22 protein-coding genes are annotated in these 24044 nt (G+C 71.5%); 11 read left to right on the top strand and 11 right to left on the bottom strand.

Features of this window, described 5'->3' with window-relative positions; translation table 11 throughout:
• Nucleotides 1-44: 44 nt before the first annotated feature.
• Entirely contained in the window at nucleotides 45-446 is a 402-nt protein-coding gene (locus ACIGXM_RS00545) for a DUF2752 domain-containing protein (RefSeq protein ID WP_396555331.1), read from the bottom strand.
• Nucleotides 443-871: a hypothetical protein gene (locus ACIGXM_RS00540; RefSeq protein ID WP_396555330.1), complete on the bottom strand. Its 429-nt coding sequence runs from the start codon at nucleotides 869-871 to the stop codon at nucleotides 443-445. Before ACIGXM_RS00540 ends, ACIGXM_RS00545 begins: the two co-directional genes overlap by 4 nt.
• Before the next feature lie 234 nt (nucleotides 872-1105).
• Between ACIGXM_RS00540 and ACIGXM_RS00535 the strand changes: the two genes are divergently transcribed.
• From ACIGXM_RS00535 to ACIGXM_RS00505, 7 genes are all read left to right on the top strand, one after another.
• A complete protein-coding gene (locus tag ACIGXM_RS00535; protein ID WP_396555328.1) occupies nucleotides 1106-1960 on the top strand; it encodes a bifunctional methylenetetrahydrofolate dehydrogenase/methenyltetrahydrofolate cyclohydrolase in 855 nt (284 codons plus the stop codon).
• 100 nt (nucleotides 1961-2060) lie between these two features.
• Nucleotides 2061-2387: a DUF3017 domain-containing protein gene (locus ACIGXM_RS00530; protein WP_396555326.1), complete on the top strand. Its 327-nt coding sequence runs from the start codon at nucleotides 2061-2063 to the stop codon at nucleotides 2385-2387.
• 222 nt (nucleotides 2388-2609) lie between these two features.
• The gene (locus tag ACIGXM_RS00525; RefSeq protein WP_396555325.1) at nucleotides 2610-3611 is read left to right on the top strand and encodes a malate dehydrogenase; all 1002 of its coding nucleotides are present in this window, start codon (nucleotides 2610-2612) and stop codon (nucleotides 3609-3611) included.
• 86 nt (nucleotides 3612-3697) lie between these two features.
• A complete protein-coding gene (locus ACIGXM_RS00520) occupies nucleotides 3698-5026 on the top strand; it encodes a hemolysin family protein (protein WP_396555323.1) in 1329 nt (442 codons plus the stop codon).
• 30 nt (nucleotides 5027-5056) lie between these two features.
• Nucleotides 5057-6097, top strand: coding sequence for a tryptophan--tRNA ligase (gene trpS / locus ACIGXM_RS00515; RefSeq protein WP_396555321.1), 1041 nt, complete (start codon nucleotides 5057-5059; stop codon nucleotides 6095-6097).
• Nucleotides 6097-6672, top strand: coding sequence for a 2'-5' RNA ligase family protein (locus ACIGXM_RS00510; protein ID WP_396555320.1), 576 nt, complete (start codon nucleotides 6097-6099; stop codon nucleotides 6670-6672). The genes trpS and ACIGXM_RS00510 overlap by 1 nt, the downstream gene beginning before the upstream one ends.
• Nucleotides 6673-6844: 172 nt before the next feature.
• A complete protein-coding gene (locus ACIGXM_RS00505; protein ID WP_396555319.1) occupies nucleotides 6845-8740 on the top strand; it encodes a stealth family protein in 1896 nt (631 codons plus the stop codon).
• Nucleotides 8741-8821: 81 nt separating this feature from the next.
• Here ACIGXM_RS00505 and ACIGXM_RS00500 read toward each other — a convergent pair whose 3' ends face one another.
• A complete protein-coding gene (locus ACIGXM_RS00500; protein WP_396555317.1) occupies nucleotides 8822-12385 on the bottom strand; it encodes a CDP-glycerol glycerophosphotransferase family protein in 3564 nt (1187 codons plus the stop codon).
• Between the two features lie 244 nt (nucleotides 12386-12629).
• Between ACIGXM_RS00500 and ACIGXM_RS00495 the strand changes: the two genes are divergently transcribed.
• On the top strand, nucleotides 12630-13550 hold the full coding sequence (locus ACIGXM_RS00495) for a YhjD/YihY/BrkB family envelope integrity protein (protein WP_396555315.1): 921 nt from the start codon (nucleotides 12630-12632) through the stop codon (nucleotides 13548-13550).
• A gap of 28 nt (nucleotides 13551-13578) precedes the next feature.
• On the opposite strand, the gene ACIGXM_RS00490 is transcribed toward ACIGXM_RS00495, so the two are convergent.
• Nucleotides 13579-14826: a D-alanyl-D-alanine carboxypeptidase family protein gene (locus ACIGXM_RS00490; RefSeq protein ID WP_396555313.1), complete on the bottom strand. Its 1248-nt coding sequence runs from the start codon at nucleotides 14824-14826 to the stop codon at nucleotides 13579-13581.
• Nucleotides 14827-14985: 159 nt separating this feature from the next.
• On the opposite strand from ACIGXM_RS00490, the gene ACIGXM_RS00485 reads away from it, so the two are divergent.
• Nucleotides 14986-15234, top strand: a complete 249-nt coding sequence (locus ACIGXM_RS00485; protein ID WP_396555311.1) for an SCO4848 family membrane protein — start codon at nucleotides 14986-14988, stop codon at nucleotides 15232-15234.
• Nucleotides 15235-15297: 63 nt separating this feature from the next.
• Nucleotides 15298-16968 carry a hypothetical protein gene (locus tag ACIGXM_RS00480; RefSeq protein ID WP_396555309.1) on the top strand — a complete coding sequence of 557 codons (1671 nt, stop codon included), beginning with the start codon at nucleotides 15298-15300 and terminating at the stop codon, nucleotides 16966-16968.
• 68 nt (nucleotides 16969-17036) lie between these two features.
• On the opposite strand, the gene ACIGXM_RS00475 is transcribed toward ACIGXM_RS00480, so the two are convergent.
• The 5 genes from ACIGXM_RS00475 to ACIGXM_RS00455 form a co-directional block, all read right to left on the bottom strand.
• Nucleotides 17037-17813 carry a succinate dehydrogenase iron-sulfur subunit gene (locus ACIGXM_RS00475; protein ID WP_396555307.1) on the bottom strand — a complete coding sequence of 259 codons (777 nt, stop codon included), beginning with the start codon at nucleotides 17811-17813 and terminating at the stop codon, nucleotides 17037-17039.
• On the bottom strand, nucleotides 17813-19555 hold the full coding sequence (gene sdhA, locus ACIGXM_RS00470) for a succinate dehydrogenase flavoprotein subunit (RefSeq protein ID WP_396555305.1): 1743 nt from the start codon (nucleotides 19553-19555) through the stop codon (nucleotides 17813-17815). The genes ACIGXM_RS00475 and sdhA overlap by 1 nt, the downstream gene beginning before the upstream one ends.
• A 37-nt stretch (nucleotides 19556-19592) precedes the next feature.
• Nucleotides 19593-20084 (bottom strand): succinate dehydrogenase, hydrophobic membrane anchor protein, encoded by a 492-nt coding sequence (gene sdhD / locus ACIGXM_RS00465; RefSeq protein ID WP_396555303.1) that lies wholly within the window; start codon nucleotides 20082-20084, stop codon nucleotides 19593-19595.
• A gap of 6 nt (nucleotides 20085-20090) precedes the next feature.
• The gene (gene sdhC, locus ACIGXM_RS00460; RefSeq protein WP_396555301.1) at nucleotides 20091-20471 is read right to left on the bottom strand and encodes a succinate dehydrogenase, cytochrome b556 subunit; all 381 of its coding nucleotides are present in this window, start codon (nucleotides 20469-20471) and stop codon (nucleotides 20091-20093) included.
• A gap of 198 nt (nucleotides 20472-20669) precedes the next feature.
• Nucleotides 20670-21107 (bottom strand): 2-oxo-4-hydroxy-4-carboxy-5-ureidoimidazoline decarboxylase, encoded by a 438-nt coding sequence (locus ACIGXM_RS00455; RefSeq protein ID WP_396557296.1) that lies wholly within the window; start codon nucleotides 21105-21107, stop codon nucleotides 20670-20672.
• Between ACIGXM_RS00455 and ACIGXM_RS00450 the strand changes: the two genes are divergently transcribed.
• Entirely contained in the window at nucleotides 21084-21227 is a 144-nt protein-coding gene (locus ACIGXM_RS00450; RefSeq protein WP_396555299.1) for a hypothetical protein, read from the top strand. The two genes, ACIGXM_RS00455 and ACIGXM_RS00450, sit on opposite strands and share 24 nt — an antisense overlap.
• Before the next feature lie 363 nt (nucleotides 21228-21590).
• Here the strand turns inward: ACIGXM_RS00450 and ACIGXM_RS00445 are convergent, their stop codons facing one another.
• Together ACIGXM_RS00445 and ACIGXM_RS00440 are read right to left on the bottom strand one after the other, a co-directional pair.
• The gene (locus ACIGXM_RS00445; RefSeq protein WP_396555297.1) at nucleotides 21591-23186 is read right to left on the bottom strand and encodes an alpha/beta hydrolase; all 1596 of its coding nucleotides are present in this window, start codon (nucleotides 23184-23186) and stop codon (nucleotides 21591-21593) included.
• Nucleotides 23187-23230: 44 nt separating this feature from the next.
• Nucleotides 23231-23992 carry an SDR family NAD(P)-dependent oxidoreductase gene (locus ACIGXM_RS00440; RefSeq protein WP_396555295.1) on the bottom strand — a complete coding sequence of 254 codons (762 nt, stop codon included), beginning with the start codon at nucleotides 23990-23992 and terminating at the stop codon, nucleotides 23231-23233.
• Nucleotides 23993-24044: the final 52 nt, after the last annotated feature.

The following is a 24044-nucleotide window of genomic DNA, read 5'->3' as shown; positions in this document are numbered from 1 at the left end:
ACGGATCAACTGGGGGACGGACAGCGGGTGAGACTAGTGGAGGGTCATGACAAACCGACACCGAGACGGTTCAGCTGCCAGACCCAGGAGATGACGGCGGCTGAGGCGATCAACCGGCCGCGGGTGCGCGGCGCCAGCCGCCACCACCACGCGCCGCCACCGAGCGGCGCGGTCAGCAGCCCGAGCACGGCGACCACGGTGACCGGATTGGCCGTCAGCGCGGCCAGCCAGTGCCCGTGGCCGGCTTCGACGAAGACCGTGGTGCTGCCGCAGACCGGGCACGGGATCCCGGTGAACCGGCGCAGCGGGCAGAGCACCCCCGGGTCGTGCCAGGAGTGCAGCGTCGCCACCGCCGGCGCGGCTCCCGCCGCCAGGGCGCAGCGCAGCGCGGTCTGCCGCAGCCGGCCCACCGGGGTGAGGGGCGCGGTCACAACCGGGGTGATCACGCGGAGTGGCTCTTGCTCAGCACGACGTAGAAGACGATCCAGCCGACCAGCACCAGGGTGGCGACCGTGCCGATGACCAGCCCGCCGACCGCCTGCCGGTGGCCGACGCCGGTCCTCCTGGCCCGGTTCAGCCCGCCGATGGCCAGGCCGAGCGAGATCGGCCCGCAGAGGAACGAGCCGGGGAAGCAGAACCCGAAGATGCCGATGAAGCCGAGCACCACGGAGGCGGTCGCCATCTTGTTCTGCTGCGGCGGCGCGACGACCGGGTAGCCGTAGCCGGCCTGCTGGAAACCGCCCTGCTGGGCGTAGGGATCCGGCTGCCGCGGCTGCCCGTACGGCTGCGGCTGGCCGTAGGCCGCCGGCGGCGGCCCGTAGCCGGGCTGTTGCTGCCCGTACGGCCCCGGCGGCTGGTACGGATTACTCACTGCGTGGTTCCCCCGTTCGCCCGCCGCCCCACGGTGCGGACGGCAGGCCCGATCACTTACTCGGCCCTTATCGTCGACCGTTCCGCGGTGACCTGTCCAGCAGCTGAGCGGTCGTCGGGAGAACTGTGGCGCAACCGCAATCGGATCCACACGTTCCGGCACTTTCCGGCGCTGTCCGCCATCCGCGGGGCGGGGGTGTCGGAGCAGCGCCGCGGATCCGGGAGGATAGGGGGTATGACTGCCCAGATTCTCGATGGCAAGGCCACCGCGGCCGCGATCAAGTCCGAACTCGCCGTCCGCGTGGCGGCCCTCAAGGAGCGGGGCATCGTGCCCGGCCTCGGCACCGTGCTGGTCGGCGACGACCCGGGGAGCCACTCCTACGTGCGCGGCAAGCACCGCGACTGCGCCCAGGTCGGCATCGCCTCGATCCGCCGTGAACTGCCCGCCACCGCCAGCCAGGCCGACGTCGAGGCCGTGGTCCGCGAGCTGAACGAGGACCCGGCCTGCACCGGCTACATCGTCCAGCTCCCGCTGCCCAAGGGTCTGGACGCCAACCCGGTGCTGGAGCTGATGGACCCGGACAAGGACGCGGACGGGCTGCACCCCACCTCGCTCGGCCGGCTCGCGCTCGGCATCCAGGGTCCGCTGCCGTGCACCCCGTACGGCATCGTCGAGCTGCTGCGCCGGCACCAGGTGGAGATCGACGGCGCGGACGTCGTGGTGGTCGGCCGCGGCGTCACGGTCGGCCGCTCGATCGGTCTGCTGCTCACCCGGAAGAGCGAGAACGCCACCGTCACCCTCTGCCACACCGGCACCCGGGACCTCTCCGCGCACCTGCGCCGCGCGGACATCATCGTGGCCGCGGCCGGCGTGCCGTACCTGGTCAAGGCCGAGGACGTCCGCCCGGGTGCGGTCGTGCTGGACGTCGGCGTCAGCCGCAGCGAGGACGGCCTGGTCGGCGACGTGCACCCGGCGGTCGCCGAGGTGGCCGGCTGGCTGTCGCCCAACCCGGGCGGGGTCGGCCCGATGACCCGCGCCATGCTGCTCAACAACATCGTCGAGGCGGCCGAGCGCCAGGCCGCCCGCTGACCACCGGAGATGTCCGATGAGTGCGGTACGAGTGGGGCGGTCGCGTCGGCGGCCGGAGAGGACCACGGGGACCCTCCCGCCGGAGGGTTCCGGTGCGGCCATGGACCGGGGCCATCCGCTGCCGATCCGGCAGTGGCCGATGACGCTGGTCCTGGCGGTGGTCACGATCGGGCTGGGGCTCACCTGCGCCGTCGACTTCCGCTACGGGCTGCTGACCATCGGCGGCGGGCTGATGCTCGGCGCGCTGCTCCGGGCGCTGGTGCCGGAGGTCGGCCTGCTCGCGGTGCGCAGCCGCTTCACCGACGTGCTGGTGCTGCTGGTGCTGGGCCTGGCGATCGCGGTGATAGCGCTGCTCGCCCAGCCCGACCCCTGGCTGCAGATCCCGGCCCTGGAGGACTTCGGCCACTACATCGGCCGGCAGCGCTGAGCCGGGTGACGGCCGGATGCCGTGGGCCCGCCCCTCGTCGAGGGGCGGGCCCACGCCGCGTGCCAGGTCGACGGCGTGTGACGCACCAGCCACACCCGTGCGTACTCCTGGCGCTCCCCTTGCGATAACCTGACGCCGGTTCTCTCGATGTCGAGAGAACATCCTCGGCTCCGGCGCGCCGACGTGCCTGGGGCACCTGGCGATTAGCTGGAGAAGGTAGAAATGACCCGCACCCCCGTCAACGTCACCGTCACCGGAGCCGCCGGCCAGATCGGCTACGCGCTGCTCTTCCGCATCGCCTCCGGCCACCTGCTCGGCGCGGACGTGCCGGTGAACCTGCGCCTGCTGGAGATCCCGCAGGGCGTGAAGGCCGCCGAGGGCACCGCGATGGAGCTGGACGACTGCGCCTTCCCGCTGCTGCGCGACATCACCATCACCGACAACGCCAACGTCGCCTTCGAGGGCGCCAACGTGGCCCTGCTGGTCGGCGCCCGCCCGCGCACCGCCGGCATGGAGCGCGGCGACCTGCTGCAGGCCAACGGCGGCATCTTCGGCCCGCAGGGCAAGGCCATCAACGACCACGCCGCGGACGACATCAAGGTCCTGGTGGTCGGCAACCCGGCCAACACCAACGCCCTGATCGCCCAGCGCAACGCCCCCGACGTGCCGGCCGAGCGGTTCACCGCGATGACCCGCCTGGACCACAACCGCGCGGTGGCCCAGCTCGCCAAGAAGCTCGGCGTCACCGTGAACGACGTCAAGCGGCTGACCATCTGGGGCAACCACTCGGCCACCCAGTACCCGGACATCTTCCACGCCGAGGTCAAGCAGGCCGAGACCGTCGTCAACGCGGCCGAGGCCGTCAACGACGAGAAGTGGCTGGCCGAGGAGTTCATCCCGACCGTCGCCAAGCGCGGTGCCGCGATCATCGAGGCCCGTGGCGCGTCCTCGGCCGCCTCGGCCGCCAACGCCGCCATCGACCACGTGTACACCTGGGTCAACGGCACCGCCGAGGGCGACTGGACCTCGATGGGCATCGTCTCGGACGGCTCGTACGGCATCGAGGAGGGCATCATCTCGTCCTTCCCGGTCACCACCAAGGACGGCAAGTTCGAGATCGTCCAGGGCCTGGAGATCAACGAGTTCTCCCGCACCCGGATCGACGCCTCGGTGAACGAGCTGAAGGAGGAGCGCGACGCGGTCCAGGCCCTCGGCCTGATCTGAGTCGTCCCCCCGCGGCACCAGGACGGCCGCTCCCACCGGGGGCGGCCGTCCGGGTTCGTTTGAGTTGTACGCCTAAACTGCCGACCGTGAACGAAACCCTCGGCGACGCCGCCCTGGTCCTGGTCTTCATCGTCCTCGGTGGGCTGTTCAACATCGCCGAGATCTCGCTGATCTCGCTGCGCGAGGGCCAGATCCGCACCCTCGCCGAGAAGGGCGGCAAGCGGGCCGAGCGGGCCGCGCACCTGGCCGCCGACCCCAACCGCTTCCTGGCCGCCGTGCAGGTCGGGGTGACCTGCATGGGCTTCCTGTCGGCCGCCTTCGGCGCCGACACGCTGGCCGGCAAGCTGGCCCCCGCCTTCGTCTCGCTCGGCCTCGCGAAGGGCGTCGCGGACGCCGTGGCGCTGGTCGGCCTGACCCTGCTGATCTCCTACGTCTCGCTGGTCCTCGGCGAGTTGGCCCCCAAGCGGATCGGGCTGCAGCGGGCCGAGTCGCTCGCGCTGCTGGCCGCACCGGTGGTGGACGTGATGTCGATCGTGCTGCGTCCGGTGATCTGGCTGCTCGGCCGCTCCACCAACCTGGTGGTCCGGCTGCTCGGCGGCGACCCCAAGGCGGGCCGTGGCGCGATGAGTTCGGAGGAGCTGCGCGGCCTGGTCGCCGCCAGCACCGAACTGGGCAGCGACGAGCGGGCGTTGATCGCCGACGTCTTCGAGGCCGGCGAGCGGCAGTTGCGCGAGGTGATGGTGCCGCGCACCGAGGTGACCTTCCTGGACGCCGACCAGTTGCTCGCCGAGGTCCGGGAGGAGACCAGCACCTCGCCGCACTCCCGCTACCCGGTGGTGGAGGGCTCCTACGACGCGGTGGTCGGTTTCGTGCACGTCCGCGACCTCTACCGGGCGCTCGGCGAGCTGGCCGTCCGGGTCCGGGACATCGCCCGGCCGGTGAAGCTGCTGCCCGCCACCAAGCTGGTGCTGGAGGCGATGAGCGAGATGCGCCGGGAGGGCCACCACCTGGCGATCGTGGTCGACGAGTACGGCGGCACGGCCGGCATCGTCACGCTGGAGGACCTGGTCGAGGAGGTGATCGGGGAGATCCGGGACGAGTACGACGCGCACGAGGCGACCGCCAGCCGCCGGCTGGCCGGCGGCGGCATGGAGGTCAACGGCCTGCTCAACCTGGCCGACTTCGCCGAGGAGACCGGCGTCACCCTGCCCGAGGGCCCGTACGAGACGGTGGCCGGCTACGTGGTCGCCGAACTCGGCGCGCTGCCGTCGGTGGGTGACCAGGTGCGGGTGGCCGAGGTCGGGGTCGAGGAGGGCGCGCTGCTCACCGTCGCCGCGCTGGACGGCCGGCGGATCGACCGGATCCGGGTGAGCACCGCACGCTTGGCGGAACCTCCGAACGACTCCCTGTCCTGACCGCCGGGCGGAGCTGGAAGAATGGCGGGCATGGTCAACGCAGCGGTCAACGGTCCGGCGAAGGAGCGCCCCCGGGTGCTCTCCGGCATCCAGCCCACCTCGGGCTCGTTCCACCTCGGCAACTACCTGGGCGCGGTGCGCCAGTGGGTGGACCTGCAGGAGGCGAACGACGCCTTCTACATGGTGGTCGACCTGCACGCGATCACCGTGCAGCAGGACCCCGAGGCGCTCCGGCAGAACACCCGGATCTCGGCGGCCCAGCTGCTCGGCGCGGGCCTGGACCCCGAGCGGTGCACCCTCTTCGTCCAGTCGCACGTCCCCGAGCACACCCAGCTCGGCTGGGTCATGAACTGCCTCACCGGCTTCGGCGAGGCCGCCCGGATGACCCAGTTCAAGGACAAGTCGGCCAAGCAGGGCAGCGAGAGCACCTCGGTCGGCCTGTTCACCTACCCGATCCTGCAGATCGCCGACATCCTGCTCTACCAGGCGGACGCCGTCCCGGTCGGTGAGGACCAGCGCCAGCACCTGGAGCTGACCCGGGACCTGGCCGAGCGCTTCAACAGCCGGTACCGGCCGACCTTCACGCTGCCCAAGCCGTACATCCTCAAGGAGACCGCGAAGATCCTGGACCTCCAGGACCCGACGGCCAAGATGAGCAAGTCGGCGGCCTCGGCCAAGGGCCTGGTCAACCTGCTGGACGAGGCGCGGGTCAGCGCGAAGAAGTTCAAGAGCGCGGTGACCGACACCGACACCGTGGTCTCCTACGACGAGGAGAAGAAGCCCGGGGTCTCCAACCTGCTGCGGATCCACGCGGCGCTGAGCGGGCAGACCATCGAGCAGCTGGTCGCGCACTTCGAGGGCAAGATGTACGGCGCCCTGAAGACCGAGCTGGCCGAGCTGTACAGCGAGTGGGTGGTCCCGTTCCAGCAGCGCACCCAGAGCTACCTGGACGACCCGGCGGAGCTGGACCGGGTGCTGGCGGTGGGCGCCGAGAAGGCCCGCGCGGTGGCGTCCGAGACGCTGGAGACCGTCTTCGACCGGATCGGATTCCTGCGCCCGGCCGGCCGCTGATGCCGGTCGCCGAGCCGGCCGGGGGCGACGGTCCCGTCGCCCCCGGCGACCCAGGGCCGGTCCGGATCACCATCGGGGTGGCGATCTCGGTCCCCGAGCCGTTCGGTTCGGCCGTTCAGGACGCCCGGGCCGCGCACGGCGATCCATTGGCCCGGGCGATACCCACCCATGTGACGCTGCTGCCGCCGACCAGTGTCCCGGTCGCCCGGCTGCCCGAGGTGCGGGCGCACCTGGCGGCGGTGGCCGCCGCGCACCGGCCGTTCCGGATGCTGCTGCGCGGCAGCGGGAGTTTCCGGCCGGTCTCCCCGGTGGTCTACCTCCGGGTCGAGGAGGGTGCCCAGGAATGCCGGGTGCTGGAGGCCGCGGTCCGTTCCGGGCCGCTCGCCCGCGAGTTGGAGTTTCCCTATCACCCGCACGTCACCCTGGCGCACGGGCTGTCCGAGCGGGTGCTGGACGAGGCCCACCAGGAGGCCCGGGGATTTTATGCGGCCTTCCCGGTCTTTGGGTTCACCTTGTCCCGTTTTGATGCGGACGAGATCTGGCGGCCGTGGTGCGGCTACCAGTTCGCTGATTGAATGAGCGAGGTTTTCATGAGAGGCATGTCATAGTTTTTTCTTAGTTGCTTCTAATTCATCTCCGTGCGATCTGCCAGCTACACTTAGGCGCCAATGGCTGCCGGGGGGCATTGAACGGTCAGAGTGCCCACCGTCTGGAGAGATGATGCGCAGTCCTCGCTGGCTTCGGCGAGTGATCCGAGGTTCGGTCCGTCGGGCTCGGCGGATCGTCCTGGCGGCCGACGCACTTCCGAGGCAGCGCGGGCCGGAGCCGGAGCCGGTGGTCGAGGAGGCGCCGGAGCCGGAGCCCACCGAGGCGGACCGCACGGTGGCGCTGGAGGACGCGCTGGGCGAGCGGCGGCCCGAACTCGTCCGGCACGACGGCCGACTGGCCGAGGTGCGCGACGATCTGCTCGCGGCGGACGCCCTGTTGGCCGGCTTCACCGAGGCCACCGAGCTGCTGACGGCGGCCGGCCTGGAGTTCGTGCCGATGCCGGCCCGGGAGCCCCGCTACCGGGTGGCCATCCCGCCCGGCGGTCGCGAGGCGGTGCTGGAAGCCTGTGCCGCGGCCTTCGTCGGACAGCCGGTCTACGCCGACCTGCTCGGTCACGACGTCACCCTGGGCACCGTGCTGGCCGAGCAACTTCCGCAGGCAGTAGCCGAGTTGGAGCGAGATCCGGCCGGCGAGGCCGAGGGCGAGGGTGAGGACGAGCCGGCGGACGCGGCCCCGGCCCCGGCCGTACTGGCCAAGGGCGTGCGGCTCTACCGCCCGGTGGTGACCAGTGGTCGGACCCTGTACTACGGCGCCGAGTACGGCTGCGAGTTGGAGTTCTGGGACTCCGCCGAGCCGTCCGAGGGGGCCATCGCGTCGATCCACGAACCGCCGTTCGGCTGGTGGGTGCCCTCGCTGGAGCCGACCGCCACGGTGCGGCTCGGTGGGCGCGACTACCCGACCGCGGCGGCCTTCACCCAGCCGTTGCTCACCGACGTGACGTTCCCGGTGGACGCCGTGATCACCTGGGTGGACGACAGCGACCCGGTCTGGCGCCGGCGGCGGGACGCCGCGCTGGCCGAGCTGGACGCGCCGCCGGCCGGCGGCACCGGGCAGGAGCGGTTCCACAACCGTGATGAACTCCGGTACTGCCTGCGCTCGATCGCCATGTATGCGCCATGGATTCGGCACATCTACCTGGTCACCGACGGTCAGGTGCCGGACTGGCTGCGTGTCGACCACCCCGATCTGACCGTGGTCCACCACCGCGAGCTGTTCGCCGACCCGAGCGTTCTGCCGGTTTTCAACTCGCACGCGATCGAGACCCAACTGCACCGGATCCAGGGTCTTTCCGAGCATTTCATCTATTTCAACGACGACGTCTTTCTCGGTCGCCCGGTCAGTCCGGAGCAGTTCTTCCTCGGCAATGGCGCACCATTGATCACTCTCGACTCACGGGTCATTCCTCCTGGTGAACTCGAGACGACGGACGACGAGTACGTCGCCTCGCAGAAGAACACCCGTGCGGTGGTCCAGCGGGTCCACGGCCGGCACACCACCAACGTGCTCAGCCACGCGGCGCACCCGCTGACCCGTGGTCTGCTCGCCGAGACCGCCGAGCAGTTCGCGGCCGAGCTGACCGACACCGCCCGGGCGGCGTTCCGCTCCCGCGCCGACCTCGCCCCGATCACCCTGGCGGTCACCGTCGGCTACCTCAGTCAGCGGGTCGCCTTCGGGCGGATCGGCCACCGCTACGTCGACGTGGACCGCTACGCCGCGCTGGAGCAGCTGCCGGGCCTGCTGCGGGACCGCGGCATCGACACCTTCTGCCTCAACGACGGCGATCTGGACCACGTCCCGCGGGTGGAGCAGGACCGGATCGTCACCAGGTTCCTGCAGGACTACTTCCCGGTGGCCGGGCCGTTCGAGCTCACGCCGCCGGTCGAGGCCGCCCGCCACCCGGAGCCGTCGGAGACCGACCAGGAGACCGACGAGTCGGCGGGGTCGGAGCCGGCCGGGGCGGACGAGGCCGCCGCCGGGGCGGCCCCGCACCGGTCCCGCCGCACCCCGCTCCCGGTGGGCGCGGACCGCTCCTAGCACCGACACGCGGCACTGAGCCCCGGGGGCCTCCCACCACTGGCGGGAGCCCCCGGGGCTCAGTGCCGCGCGCCCCGGGCCTCAGCCCAGCATGTTGTCGACCACCCGGGCGGCGGCCGAGCCGTCGTCCAGGTCGCAGTAGGTGGCGCGGAACTTCTCGTACGCCTCGCGGTGCTCGGCGGCCACCGACTCCACCGAGCCCAGCGCGGCGATCACCTCCTGCGAGGTGCGCAGCAGCGGCCCCGGGGCCTCCCGCTCGAAGTCGAAGGTGAAACCGCACAGGTTGTCGCGGTAGTGCTCCAGGTCGTACGTGAAGAAGAGGATCGGACGACCGGTGTTGGCGAAGTCGAACGCCGAGGCCGAGTAGTCCGTGACCAGCACGTCGGCGATCAGCAGCAGGTCGGTCATGTCGGGGTAGCGCGAGACGTCCCAGACGTAACCGTCGCCGGCCCCGGGGATCGTACCGTGGCACGAGGAGTGCGGCCGGACCAGCAGCACCTGGTCGTCGCCCAGCGCCTCGCGGGCCGCGGCCAGGTCGAGCCGGAGGTCGATCTGGTAGCCGCCCTGCGGACGCTTGCGGTCCTCGCGGAAGGTCGGCGCGTAGAGCACCACCTTCTTGTCCTCCGGCAGGCCGAGCCGCTCGCGCACCGCGGCGGCCCGCTTCTCCCGGTCCGGCGCGAAGAACACGTCGTTGTGCGGGTAGCCGGTCTCCAGCAGCTCACCGGTGAAGCCGAAGGCGCGCCGCAGCACCGGCGAGGCGAAGCTGCTCGGCGACACCAGCTTGTCCCAGAGCAGCACCTCCTTGTCCAGCTGCTTGAGGTAGTTGCTGTCGATGAACCAGATCTTCTCGAAGTCGTGGCCGATCCGCTTGAGCGGAGAACCGTGCCAGGTCTGCATGATCACCTGGCCCGACCGCCTGCGGACGAAGTCCGGCAGGTGGTCGCTGGTCACGACGTACTTCGCGGTGGCCAGCGCCTCGTACCACTCCGGGCTCCACTGGCGCAGCCCGCGGGCGCTGGACGGGACCTCGGCCTGCTGGTCGTCGATCGTCCACAGGTGCTCCAGCGGCAGCCCGCGGCGCACCAGCTCCTCGTGGATGGCACGCGGCGAGCCGGCGTACTGGCCGCCGTGCGAGACGTTGTAGAGCACCGCGTCGCGCAGCGGCTTGTGCTGGGCGGCCGGGTAGGCCTCCTTGCGCTGCTCGCGCTGGCGGAAGCCGCTGCGCTCGTGCGGGCCGAGGTCGGAGTGCGCCTCCAGGGAGAGGGTGTCGAAGTGCCGGCGCTCCAGCGCGATCCGCTTGCCGCGCTGCTGGACCTCGCTGGGCAGCGAGCCGTGCAGCGACAGCGCCAGCTGGGCGTGCGGCCAGGTCCGCTCCGGGGCGCCGTCGACCGGGCGGAAGAAGACCTCCCAGGTGCCCTTGTGCAGTGGCACCCGGCCCCGGTACGCGTTCAGCGGCACGGCCGGCAGCTCGACCTCGAACCGTCCGTCGCGGATCAGCACCGGGTGGAGGTAGTCCTCCTCCCGCCAGGCGTGCCGGATCACCAGGTCGTAGCGGTGCTCACCGGGCAGCGCGAAGCTGCCGGAGAGCACGAAGCCCTCCTCGTCGGTGGCGCGCAGCCCGTCCACCACCGGCTGCAGCAGCTGGTCGACCAGCTGCAGGTGCCCGGTGGCGTCCGGGGTGCTGCGCAGCGCCCGCGCGGTGCCCACCGGCGCCCCGGGGTCCACCACGAAGTCCAGGTGCTCCAGCGGCACCCGGTCGTCGACGATCACCGGCAGCACGGTCCCGTCGGTGAGCAGCAGCTCGGCGTGCCAGTGGTCGGCGGTGCGCTCCTCGGCGGCCGGGTCCAGGGCGTCCCAGGCCCGCCGCACCTCGGTCAGCTCGGTCATCGGGACCTTGGCGGTGAACGGCACCGGCCGGCCGGCCGGGGTGCCGAACTCCACCGGGAAGTCGAGCTGGTTGCCGGACTCGGCGTGCCGCAGCCGCAGCCGCAGGCCGGCCAGGTCACCGGCGTTGCGCACGGCCCCGGTCAGCTCGATCTCGCCGCCGTCGGCGCGCAGCCCGGTGACCGCGGCCCGCAGCCGCTCCACCTTCAGGTGCAGGAAGTTGTCGCGCAGGAACGGCACCACCCGGGTGGTGGGGTCCACCCAGTGCGGGGTGAAGTTCTCCGCGGTGTCCGCCCAGCCGCCGCTGATCCGGCCCTTGTAGAGGCCGGCCTTGCCGGCACCGGCCACCAGCACCCGCCAGGTGCCCTCCTGCCAGACCCCGCGGCGCTTCAGCTTGGCCGGGTCGATGGTGGTGGTGAAGCCGGCCCAGTCGCAGCTGTAGAGGTCGTGCGGGGAGCTGGCGGTGGCCTCGGCGGAGTGCTGTGCCTTGGTCGGCACGGCGACCACCCGGCGGCCCTTGGCCTCCCGGAGCACGATCACCTTGACCATGTCGTGCTTGTTCTCGGCGCCCAGGTGCTCGGGGAAGGCGTGCCCGGTGAGCCGGAACCTGCCGTTCTCCCAGGCCGACTCGTAGATCCGGCTGCGCATGACCAGCGCGTTGTCCAGCCGCAGCACGTCGGTCGGCACGCTCTTGCGGCCGCCGCGCAGGAACGGGTAGTCGGCGTACGGGCGGAGCAGACCGCGGGCCGGGGCGGCGCCGTTGCTCTCCGCCTCGAAGCGCATCTGCTCGACGAACTCGTCGATCCGGCTCTGCAGGGTCAGGTGGTACTTGAGCTTCAGCGGGGCGCGCAGCTTGCGGACCTGCTCGGGGCCGATCGCCCGGAGCAGCCGGCCGACGCACTCCAGGTAGGCGTCCCGGTAGTCCTGCTCGCCGTCGACCACCGACCAGAAGAACATCGGGATCTCTTCGACGAGGTTGTTCTCGTCGTAGCTGCGCAGGTACTCCTTGTACTTCGGGTCGGTCTGCTTCAGCAGCCAGGAGCGGACCAGCTCCATCGAGGTGACCCGGTCGATCAGGCCGCGCGGGTTGGTGCGCATCTGGGTGATCGACATCTCGCCGACCTCGCGCTCGCGCCAGTGGTAGATCGGCTCGGAGAGCACGTCCACGCTGCGGGCCAGGTAGTGGTGCGGCACGCTGACCGGGGCGTCCTCGTACAGGATGCCCTCGGGGTAGAGCAGGCCGGCCGCGTCCCAGAAGGTGCGCCGGTAGACCTTGTTCCACGCGGTGCGGTCGGTGACCAGGGCGGGGATCTCGGTGATGTGGGTCTTCAGCTTGGTGCTCCGGAACGGCTTGACGTGGCCGCCGGACTGGTAGTGGCCGACCGCCCGGAAGCGCAGCACGTTGCCGGTGGCGAAGTCGGAGCCGGTCTGGTCGAGCGTGCTGATCATCAGCTCGTACGCGCTCGGCGGGAGGGTGTCGTCGCTGTCCACGAAGGCGAGGAACTCGGTGCCGTCCGTGAGGTGCAGCAGACCGGTGTTGCGCGCGGCGCCGAGGCCCGCGTTCTTCTTGCGGACCAGCCGGAACCGGGAGTCCTGGGCGGCGAACGCCTCGGCGATCGCCGCGCTCCCGTCCGTGGAGCCGTCGTCGACCATGACGCATTCGAGATCGCGCATGGTCTGGGCGGCGATGGACTCCAGGCACTCCTGCAGGTACCGCTCGACGTTGTAGATCGGAACAACGACGGAGAGACGGGGGGCCATCAGCTGCGTGGGCCTTTCATCGGGAACGCGGGGACGAACGACGGGCCTGAGCGGGCTCCGACCCACCGCGGTGGAGCCACAGGACAGGCACTACCACGGGATCCTACCTTCCGGGGCCGGAATCCCAGGTTCGGCTGGGGCCTACAATGCGTGGTCACGCCGGGGTCGGCCGCCCCGGAGCTCTTCCAGGGCAAGTCGGGCGCTTCAGGACTTTTCGCCGACCCGGCCGGGTACGCCTGCGCCCATGGACTTCCTCACCAGGTTGCCGGTCATCGGCCCGGTCGTCGCCGCCGTGCTGCGCAGCCGTCCCTACCGGGTTTACGGGCACTTCACCGCCGTCAAGGCCAACCGGCTGGCCGGCGCGATCACCTTCTTCGGCTTCCTCGCGCTCTTCCCGCTGCTCACGGTGGCCCTGGCGATCGCGGTGGCCACCCTCTCGTCGCACCAGGTGGACGACCTGAAGAACCGGATCGCCCATCAGACCCCGGGCCTGGCCAGCTCGCTGGGGCTGGACTCGCTGGTCGCCAACGCGGCCGCGGTCGGGGCGATCAGCGGCGTGGTGCTGCTGATCTCCGGCCTGGGCTGGGTGGACACCATGCGCGGCGCGATCCGGGACGTCTGGCGGCTGCCCGAGGAGAGCGAGAACTTCCTGCTGCGCAAGGGCTGGGACTGCCTGGTCCTGGTCGGGCTCGGCGTGGTCTCGGTGATCTCACTGGGGGCCTCGTCGGTGGGCACCACGCTGGCCGGGCGGCTGGCGTCCGCGCTCGGCCTGGCCGACCGCGGACCGGGGCACGTGCTGCTCGCGGTCGCCGGGTTCGTCCTCGCGGTCATCGCCGACCTGCTGCTCTTCTGGTACCTGCTGGCGCCGTTCCCGCGGATCCCCGGACAGCGCCGGGCCGACCTGCTGACCGCCGCGCTGATCGCGGCGATCGGCTTCGAGCTGCTCAAGCTGCTGCTCTCCTCGTACCTCTCCAGGGTGGCCGGCAAGAGCCTGTACGGCGCCTTCGGCGTCCCGGTGGCGCTGCTGCTCTGGATCGACTTCGTCTGCCGACTGCTGCTCTACTGCGTCTCCTGGACGGCGCTGGCCGACCCGGACGCCGCCCGGCGGCGGGCGCTGGACGCCGCCGAGGCGGCCCGGGCGGAGGCGGCCGCGCCGGCGGCATGAGCTGGTGCGGGGGCCGGTGCGTGAGCCGTCACTCGCGGCGCGGCGCGGTGGCCCCGGCCGGCGCGGTGCCGTCGGTCGGCAGGGCGGCCCCCGTGGTGTGCCGGCGCCGCCGGTTCACCGCCAGCCAGCCGGCCGTGGCCAACGCGGCGATCGACACCAGCGCCGCCACCGTCCAGCCGGTGATGCCCGAGTCGGCCGCCGTCCGGCGCAGCGCCTGCGGCCCGCGGCCGGCCGGGTGCCCGCCGCCGCCCCGGTCGGTCCGGGGCGGGGCGGCGGCCGTCGAGGCGGAGTCCGAGCTGTTGGAGGCCTTGGGGGAGACCAGCACCCCGACCGGCGAGACCTTGCCGTCGGACGCGAAGCCCCAGTCGAGCAGCTCGGCGGTCTCGTCGTACACCTTCTGGTAGGTGTTCGGGTGCATCGCGGCGACCAGCAGGGTGCGCCCGTTGCGCTGGGCCGCGCCGACGAAGGTGCTGCCCGCGTTGGTGGTGTAGCCGTTCTTCACCCCGATCAGCCCGGGGTACTTGCCGAGCAGCCGGTTGGTGTTGGCGATCCCGAACGAGCCGCGGTTGCCGCTGTCGCGGTCCACCGCGCCGGGGAACGTCGCCTGCTTGGTCGCGACGTACGAACGGAAGTCCGGGTTGCGCAGGCCCTCGCGGGCGAAGAGCGCGAGGTCGTAGGCGGAGGAGAGCTGGTCGTCCTCGTCGTAGCCGTCCGGGGTGACCACGTGGGTGTCGGCGGCGCCCAGCTCGTCGGCCTTGTCCTGCATCTGCCGGACGGTCTCGTCGATCCCGCCGTTCATGCTGGCCAGCACGTGCACGGCGTCGTTGCCCGAGCTGAGGAAGACCCCGCGCCAGAGGTCCTCCACCTTGTAGTCGAGGCCCTCCTTGACCCCGACCAGGCTGCTGCCGGCGCCGAGTCCCGCGAGGTCCCTGGTGGCCACCCGGTGCACGGTGTTGCGGTCCAGCTTGGGCAGCACGGTGTCGGCGAAGAGCATCTTCAGCGTGCTGGCGGGTGGCAGCCGCAGGTGCGGGTTGTAGGCGGCCAGCACCTGGCCGCTGTCGGCGTCGGCCACCAGCCAGGACATCGCGGTGAGGCCCTGTGGCAGCTCCGGGACCTCGTGCGACGGGTCGACCTGGACGCCGGAGAGCCCCAGCCGGGCGCCGCCGACCACCGGAGGCGGCGGCAACTGGCGGGTCGCCGCGACGGCGCTCGGGGTCACGCCCAGGACGAGCAGCGCGGCCAGCCCGGCCGAGAGACGACTGCCGCGAAACATCATGTGATCATTTGACTTCACCGTGTGAAAGTACCCGGCCGACCCCGGTACGCCCCGGCGCGCCGCCGATGTCCCTCGAAAGGGGACCGGGGACTGGGCCGTTCGGCCCGCTGCCCATACTGGAAGGGCCCGATCCGCCCCGCCCCTCCGAAGGACAGTCCCGTGAAGCTCAGCCGCCGCACCTCCTGGTTCCTCGCCGCCTTCGGCGTCTGGTCCATGATCATCTGGACCACCTTCGTGAAGAACCTCTGGCAGGACTCCAGCGGCCAGGCCTTCGTCCACGGCGACCACTCCCACCCCACCGCCTTCTTCTGGATCCACCTGACCCTCGCCATCACCTCCTTCATTCTCGGCGTCCTGGTGGGCCTGGTCGGCCTCCGCGGCCTGCGCTCCGCAAAGCCTTTGACCTGACGAGGCAGTGACTGACAGAGTCTCCCCGCTTCACCGACCACGAACTTTGGGGGGACTCCTATCGTGCTTTCTTCCAGCCGGTTGCTCGCCGCCGCCACGGGTGCGCTGACCCTGGCCGCCGGGCTCGCCGCCGCACCGAGCGCCGTCGCCGCGACCGGTCCGGCCTACGGCAGTCCGCACGCGCTGCCCGCGCCGGGCTTCGCCGCCACCGGGACGCACACCGACGCGTGCGACCGCACCACGACCCCGGGCTGGGTCTCGCTCGTCAGCCCCACCCCGCTGACGCTCGCCGTCCAGGGACCGGCCGGCGCCACCACCGGGCCGACGATCACCGTCACCGACCGGACCAGCACGCCGCGCCACCAGGCCTTCACCGGCACGGCCGCGGTCCGGCCCGACGGCACGGCGAGCGTGCAGGTGTCCGGCCTGCAGGACGGCCACAGCTACTCCTGGCGCGCCCACTCGGGCCGCGGTGGCGTCCGGGCGACCTCGCGGACCTGCCACTTCCGGGTCGACTCCACCCCGCCCACACTGAACGTCAGTTCCACCGACTTCCCGGCGTCCGGGGGCACGCCGGTGAAGTACGCGGGACAGACCGGCACCTTCACCATCACGGGCACGGACCCGGCCCCGGCCGGCGGCGCGGCCTCCGGGGTGGCGTGCTACCAGTACGCGCTCGCCCCGGCCTCGCTGGGCGTCTTCACCAGCTGCGGCGGCCCGAACCAGGTCGCGGCGGGCCCGGACGGCAGCGCGAGCATCCAGCTGAAGCCGACCCAGTGGGGGGCGAACACCCTCCAGGTCCAGGCGATGGACAACGCGGGCAACGTCTCGCAGCCGTTCCCGTACACCTTCTACGCGCCCTCGAACCCCAACCCGCCGCAGGCCCTGGGTGACGTGGACAACGACGGAGTGCCGGACATCGTGCTGCCGGACGCCAACGGGAACCTCCAGGTGATCAGCGGCGGGTCGGGGAACACCGTGCCGAGCGCGGTCGTGCCGGCCGCCCAGGAACCCGGCCAGCGGGGCAGCTGGACCGGTGACGAGATCAACCACCGTGGCTGGGGCCGGGGTGAGGCGCCGGCCGACGACGTGTTCGTGCGGAGCACCGCCCGGAACGCGCTCTACCTCTACCGGGACAACGGCTCCCCGCAGATCGAGTCGAACCAGCCCCCCGGCCTGGTCATGCCGGTCACCAGCTGCCAGGACGTCTCCGGCGCGGCGATCGGCTGCCCGGCCGACCTGAGCGCCGACTGGTCCGCCGCCGACCAGTTGGTCGCGCTCGGCCCGGTCACCACCGCGAGCCAGCAGGCGCCCACCCTGCTCGGCGTCGAGCACGGCGACCTGTGGCTCTTCGAGGGCTACCGGATGGGCCACTTCGCAGACGCCCGCCGGCTCACCACCACCGGCAACTGGACCGGCTACGACCTGGTCGCCCCCGGCCCCGATGCCCAGGGCAACCTGGCACTCTGGGCCCGCGACCGGGCCACCGGCGAGCTGCACGCCTACCCGCTGCCGAAGAAGGCGGACGGCAGCACCGACTTCTCCGCGCTGGCCGACCCGACGGCCGACGCGGTCGCCGGGGGCTTCACCACCGCGGCCTACCCGGTGCTGGGCAGTTCGGGCGACCTGACCGGTCACGGCGGCGCGCCCGACCTGTGGGCCGTCACCGCTGGCCGGCACCTGGTGACCTTCACCGGCTGGAGCACCCCGAAGGACCTCGGCGCGCTGCGCTGACCCGGGTTCCGGGAACGGCTGAGGCCCCGTCCGAGTGGACGGGGCCTCAGCCGTTCGGCGGGGGTGGTTCAGAAGCGGCGGGTGACCAGGGCCCGCTTCACTTCCTGGATCGCCTTGGTGACCTCGATGCCACGCGGGCAGGCCTCCGAGCAGTTGAAGGTGGTCCGGCAGCGCCAGACGCCCTCACGGTCGTTGAGGATCTCCAGGCGCTGCTCCGCGCCCTCGTCGCGCGAGTCGAAGATGAAGCGGTGCGCGTTGACGATGGCGGCCGGGCCGAAGTACTGGCCGTCGTTCCAGAAGACCGGGCAGGACGAGGTGCACGCGGCGCACAGGATGCACTTGGTGGTGTCGTCGAAGCGCTCGCGCTCCTCGGCGGACTGCAGGCGCTCGCGCGTCGGGTCGTTCCCCTTGGTGATCAGGAACGGCATGACGTCCTTGTACGCCTGGAAGAACGGGTCCATGTCCACGACCAGGTCCTTGAGGACCGCGAGGCCCTTGATGGCCTCGATCGTGATCGGCTTCTCCGGGTTGACGTCCTTCAGCAGGGTCTTGCAGGCCAGCCGGTTGCGGCCGTTGATCCGCATGGCGTCCGAGCCGCAGATGCCGTGGGCGCAGGAGCGACGGTAGGTCAGGGTGCCGTCCTGCTCCCACTTGACCTTGTTGAGGGCGTCCAGGACGCGCTCCTTCGGGTCCATGGTCAGCTGGTAGTCCACCCACACCGGCTCCGGGTGCTCCTCCGGGTTGAACCGGCGGATCCGCAGGGTGAAGGTGATCAGCTGGACGGCGCCGGACTCGGCCGCGTCGAGCGCCGAGGAGTGCGGCTGGTCGAGAGTGGGGGCGCTCATCAGTACTTACGCTCCATCGGCTGGTAGCGGGTCGTGACGACCGGCTTGTAGTCAAGGCGGATCGAGGTGGTGCCGTCCTCGGCCACCTCCTGGTACGCCATGGTGTGCTGCATGAACTTCACGTCGTCACGGGTCGGGAAGTCCTCGCGGAAGTGGCCGCCGCGCGACTCCTCGCGGGCCAGCGCGGAGACGACCAGCACCTCGGCCAGGTCGAGCAGGTTGCCCAGCTCGACGGCCTCCAGCAGGTCGGTGTTGTAGCGGAAGCCCTTGTCCTGGATGGCGACGTGCTTGTACCGCTCGCGCAGCGCCGCGATGTCCTCGGCGGCCTGCTTCAGGGTGGCGCCGGTGCGGTAGACCATGGCGTTGACGTCCATGCTCTCCTGCAGCTCCTTGCGGATCTGCGCGACCGACTCGGTGCCCTCGGACTCGCGCAGGCCGTCGACCAGCGCCTGCACCTTCTCCGCCGGGTTGGCGGGCAGCGAGACGAAGTCGTTGGCGTTGGCGTAGTCGGCGGCGGCGATGCCCGCCCGGCGGCCGAACACGTTGATGTCCAGCAGCGAGTTGGTGCCCAGACGGTTGGCGCCGTGCACGGAGACGCAGGCGACCTCGCCGGCCGCGTACAGGCCCGGGACGATGTCGGTGTTGTTGCGCAGCACCTCACCCTCGACGTTGGTCGGGATGCCGCCCATCGCGTAGTGCGCGGTGGGCTGGATCGGGATCGGGTCCGTGTAGGGCTCGATGCCGAGGTAGGTGCGGGCGAACTCGGTGATGTCCGGGAGCTTGGCGTCCAGCTGCTCCGGCGGCAGGTGGGTCAGGTCCAGGTACACGTGGTCGCCGTCCGGACCGCAGCCGCGGCCCTCGCGGATCTCGGTGTAGATCGCGCGCGAGCAGACGTCACGGGACGCGAGGTCCTTCATGACCGGGGCGTAGCGCTCCATGAAGCGCTCGCCGTCCTTGTTGCGCAGGATGCCGCCCTCGCCGCGGGCGCCCTCGGTGAGCAGGATGCCCATCCGCCAGATGCCCGTCGGGTGGAACTGGAAGAACTCCATGTCCTCCAGCGGCAGGCCGCGGCGGTAGACCAGCGCCTGGCCGTCACCGGTGAGGGTGTGGGCGTTGGAGGTGACCTTGAAGAACTTGCCGGTACCGCCGGAGGCGAAGACCACCGACTTGGCCTGGAAGACGTGGATCTCGCCGGTGGCCAGCTCGTAGGCGACCACGCCGGCGGTCTTGCCGTCGTTGATCAGCAGGTCGAGGACGTAGAACTCGTTGAAGAACTCGACGCCGTGCTTGACGCAGTTCTGGAACAGCGTCTGGAGGATCATGTGACCGGTGCGGTCGGCCGCGTAGCAGGAGCGGCGGACCGCCGCCTCGCCGTGGTTGCGGGTGTGGCCGCCGAAGCGCCGCTGGTCGATCCGGCCCTGCTCGGTCCGGGAGAAGGGGAGCCCCATCTTCTCCAGGTCGAGGACCGCGTCGATGGCCTCCTTGCACATGATCTCGGCGGCGTCCTGGTCGACCAGGTAGTCACCACCCTTGACCGTGTCGAAGGTGTGCCACTCCCAGTTGTCCTCCTCGACGTTGGCGAGGGCGGCGCACATGCCGCCCTGGGCCGCGCCGGTGTGGGAGCGGGTCGGGTAGAGCTTGGTCAGGACGGCGGTCCGGCTGCGCTGGGTCGACTCGATGGCCGCGCGCATGCCGGCGCCGCCGGCGCCGACGATGACGGTGTCGTACTGGTGAATCTGCATGGGGGTTAGCTCGCCTCTGGCCTCTGCCGATTGCCGATTAGATGTTCGGGTCGAAGGTGAAGATCACCAGGGTGCCGAGCAGGACCGTGAAGATGGTCGCGGCACCCATGAGGGTCTTCAGCCAGAGCCGGGTGGAGTCCTTCTCGGCGTAGTCGTTGATGACCGTGCGCATGCCGTTGGCGCCGTGCAGCATGGCGAGCCAGAGCATCAGCAGGTCCCAGCCCTGCCAGAACGGGGAGGCCCAGCGGCCGGCGACGAAGGCGAAGTTGATCTTCGACACGCCGCCGTCCAGCAGCAGCATGATCGTCAGGTGGCCCAGGATCAGCACCACCAGGACGACGCCCGAGAGGCGCATGAAGAGCCAGGCGAGCATCTCGAAGTTGGTCCGAGTGCGGCGCGGGGTCTTCGTGGACCGGGTGCGCGGCGGCTGGACGACGAACTGGTCGGCCGGGTTGCCGGTGCCGAGGCCCCGCCCGGTGTGCGCCTGGGGGGCGGTGGCCAGCTCCAGGTCAGTGGTGTCAGTCGACATGCCGGATCACTTCCCGAACCAGGTGAGCAGGGTGTGCTGCAGGATGCCCCAGAAGGCACCGGCCATCAGGACGACCCAGAGGCCGACGACGCTCCACAGCATCTGCTTCTGGTACTTCGGGCCCTTCGACCAGAAGTCCACCGCGATCAGCCGCAGGCCGTTCAGGGCGTGGAACAGGATGGCGGCCGTGAGGCCGTACTCCATCAGGTTCACCAGAGGCGTCTTGTAGGTCGCGATGACGGTGTCGTACGCCTGGGGTGAGACCCGCACCAGTGCGGTGTCCAGGACGTGTGCGAACAGGAAGAAGAAGATGAGGACGCCAGTGACTCGATGAGCCACCCAGGACCACATGCCTTCTCGGCCGCGGTACAGCGTTCCAGCCGGCACGGAAAACCCTCCGGAAGCGGTTGAAGGGCTCGGCCGGCTTCGGTGTCGGTCAGCCCGGCCGGGTACGGTCCACCGGCCGCGGTCATCCTATCGACGCCCTGTCGGGTCCCGCCTCCGGGGGGTTTGAGTGTGATCAATCAGGCACGAGCGGCGTAATGTGGCCCGCCCGGGTTACTCCGGGTGATGCCAACGGAGCTGTCAGTGGGCGCCCGCGGCGTGGCTGGCGACCAGGTGCTCCAGCCGGTGCAGCGCGATCCGGCGCAGCTCCTCGGCGGCGATCAGCCGCTCCTCGTCCGGCTCGTTGGCCAGCCGGGTGCGGATCGAGCTGAGCACGGCGTCCAGCATCTCCTCCGGATCCACGCCGTCCAGGCAGACCACGAAGACGTGGCCGAACCGGGACTCGTAGGCGGCGTGCGCGGCCCGCAGCGCGGTGTGCGCCGCCTGGCTGCCGGGGGCGCGCATGCCGAGCAGCGGCTGCGGCATCCAGCTCTCGTCGGCCAGCGCCTCGGCCAGGTCGCTCGGGCGCAGGTCGTAGGAGGCCTCGCTGGCGGCGGCGAGCAGGGACTCCAGATCCGGGTAGGGACGGTGGGCGGTCAGCCGGAGCGCCCAGCGGTGACTGCCGCAGCAGGCGAGCAGGGCCTCCTCGGCGGCGCCGGGGTCGGCCTCGTTGAAGCGGTGCAGGCCGACGGCGGCCGGCGGCTGGAGCGGGGTCGGCTGCAGCAGGGCCGCCGGGCCGTCCGGGCGCTGCGGGGGTAGGCCGGCCGACGGGTGCTCGGCGGTGTGATCCGTCGAGCGGTCGGCCGGAATGTCGCTGGCCAGCGGAATCCTCCTCCTGTGCTACCCCTCGCAGGGGCACGGCGGCGCGACGGGTGGACGGAACAAGCATGCGGCACCCGCGGGCCGTGACGGCGGGGACGAACGGCGGAGATCAGCGGTTGCGGGCGAGGTCGGCGGCGACGGGTGCGGGTGCGCTCGGCCGGGCGGCGCTTCGGTCCTCCCGGCAGCGGCACCACGGTAGTTGAGTGCCCATCAGTTGGGGAGAGTGCTCGCGGAATTCACTCGCACGAGCTATCAAGTTGTGACCGGGGTGCCGCCCGTGCCGTCGATCGGACGCTGGGACTACCTGGCGCAGCTGGTGTGCGGGGGCGGCATGGTGCCGTTGACCAGGTACGCGTCGAGCGCCTGGTCGATGCAGGCGTTGCCGCTGCCGAACGCCGCGTGACCTTCACCCTCCCGGGTGAGCAGGGTCGCGTTGGCGAAGCCCTTGGCCAGGTTCTGCGCCGCCGCGTACGGGGTGGCCGGGTCCTCGGTGGTGCCGATCACCAGGATCGGGGCACTGCCCTCGGCCCGGATGGTGTGCGGGTGCTCCGGGCTCCGCACCGGCCAGTCGGCGCAGGCCGGGGTGCTCACGTCGTCCGCGGTGGTGTCCCGGTTGAGCAGCGGCGCCTCCTGCTTGAGCTCGGCCAGCACCTGCTGGGCGCGCTGCCGGGAGGGCGCCGGCTCCTGGCCGTCCGCGCAGGAGATGGCGGTCTGGGCGTCCGAGCTGGCGTCGTAGCGGCCGTCGGCGCCGCGCCCGCTGTAGAGGTCGGCGGCGTCCAGCAGGTCGTCGCCCTGGCCCTGCTTCATCGCGGCGCCGAGCGCCTGGCGCAGCTGCGGCCAGGCGCTGGTCTGGTCGCCGTAGAGGAAGAGCAGGGTGCCGGTCCAGCCCAGGGTGGAGGTCAGCTTGCGGCCGTCGTCGGTGGGCAGCGGCTTGGTCCGCAGGTCGTCCAGGAAGTCGGCGGCCTCGTCCGCGGCGGTGTCCGGGTCGCTGCCCAACGGGCAGTCGGCGGCGTGGTTGGTGGCGCAGTCGGTGGCGAAGTGCTCCAGCGACCTCTCGAAGCCGATCTGCTGGTTGACGTTGGAGTCCAGCCTGTCGGCGGCCGGGTCGATCGCACCGTCCAGCACCAGCCGGCCGGTCCGCTGCGGGAACTGCTCGGCGTAGAGCGAGCCCAGGTAGGTGCCGTAGGAGACGCCGAGGTAGTTGAGCTTGGCGTCGCCCAGGGCCTGGCGCAGCACGTCCATGTCACGGGCGCTGTCGCGGGTGCCGACGTGGGGGAGCAGCTTGCCGGAGTTGGCCTGGCAGGCCGCCGCGAAGGTCCTGGCCTGCTGGTCGAGCTGGGCCTTGCGGGCCGCCGGGTCGGTCGGCGAGTCCTGCTGGGACCGGGCGTCGCGCTGCTGGTCGCTCAGGCAGTGCACCGGGGCACTGGCGCCGGTGCCGCGCGGGTCGAAGCCGACCACGTCGAAGTGGTCGCGCAGCGGGCCGTCGAAGTCGGAGAGTCCGTCCTTGACCATGTCGACTCCGGAGGCGCCCGGACCGCCGGGGTTGACCACCAACGAGCCCTCGCGCTTGGCGGCCTGCGCGGCCTGCGCCCGGATCAGCGCCAGCTCTATCGAGTCGCCGGTCGGATGGCCGTAGTCGAGCGGGACGCGCAGCTTCCCGCACTGCAGGTCGGAGCCGTCCGAGCACTTGCTCCAGCCGATCCGCTGGCCGTAGAAGGACCGCAGGGCCGGATCCGTGGGGCTGGCCACGGCGGGGACGGGGCTCGCGGCGGTGGGGCTCGCGGCGGCGGGTCGAGCGCCGGCGTCGGCGGGGTGGTCACTCCCGGAGCAGCTCGCCAGCAGCAGCGAGCCGAGTGACACGGGTACGGCGAGGCGGGCGAACCGGAATATGTTCACACGAACACAGGTACCACCGGCTCGCCCGACCCCGCCTGCCGGGATCAGTCGCGGTGGACCTTGTAGTTGGAGGCCTGGGCGCGCGGCCGGACCACCAGCAGGTCGATGTTCACGTGCGACGGACGGGTGACCGCCCAGGCCACCGTGTCGGCGATGTCCTCCGAGGTCAGCGGGTGCGAGACGCCCTGGTAGACGGCGGCCGCCCGGGCCTCGTCGCCACGGAACCGGGTCACCGCGAAGCCCTCCGACCGGACCATGCCCGGGGCGATCTCGATCACCCGGATGGGTTCGCCCACCAGCTCCAGACGGAGGGTGGCCGCGATGGTGTGCGCGGCGTGCTTGGCGGCCACGTAGCCGCCGCCGCCCTCGTAGGCGGCCAGCGCCGCGGTGGAGGAGAGGATCAGCACCGTCCCGTCGTCGCTGGCCCGCAGCGCCGGCAGCAGCGCCTGCGTCATGTGCAGCACGCCCAGCACGTTCACCTGGTACATCGCCAGCCAGTCGGCCGGGTCGCCCTCCTCCACCGACTCCGCGCCGATCGCCCCACCGGCGTTGTTGACCAGCACGTGCAGCTCGTCGAAGGTGGCGGCGAAGGCGTCCACCGCGGCCCGGTCGGTGACGTCCAGGGTGACCGCGCGGGCCGTCCCGCCGGTGCTCTCGATCTCCTTGGCGATCTCCTCGATCCGCTCGGTGCGGCGGGCGGTCAGCACCACGGAGAAACCCTCGGTCGCCAGCCGCCGGGCGGTCGCCGCGCCGATCCCGCTGCTCGCCCCGGTCACCACGGCCACCCTCTGCCGGTCGCTCGTCATCTGCCCACTCTCCCGTTCGGTCGTGCCCGATACCGGCGCCATCATCGCAGTC

It is taken from the genome of Kitasatospora sp. NPDC052896, assembly GCF_044547075.1.
In the GTDB taxonomy this organism is placed as follows: domain Bacteria; phylum Actinomycetota; class Actinomycetes; order Streptomycetales; family Streptomycetaceae; genus Kitasatospora.
The sequence above is the reverse complement of the archived record's forward strand: the minus strand, read 5'-3'. Positions and strand labels throughout refer to the sequence as shown.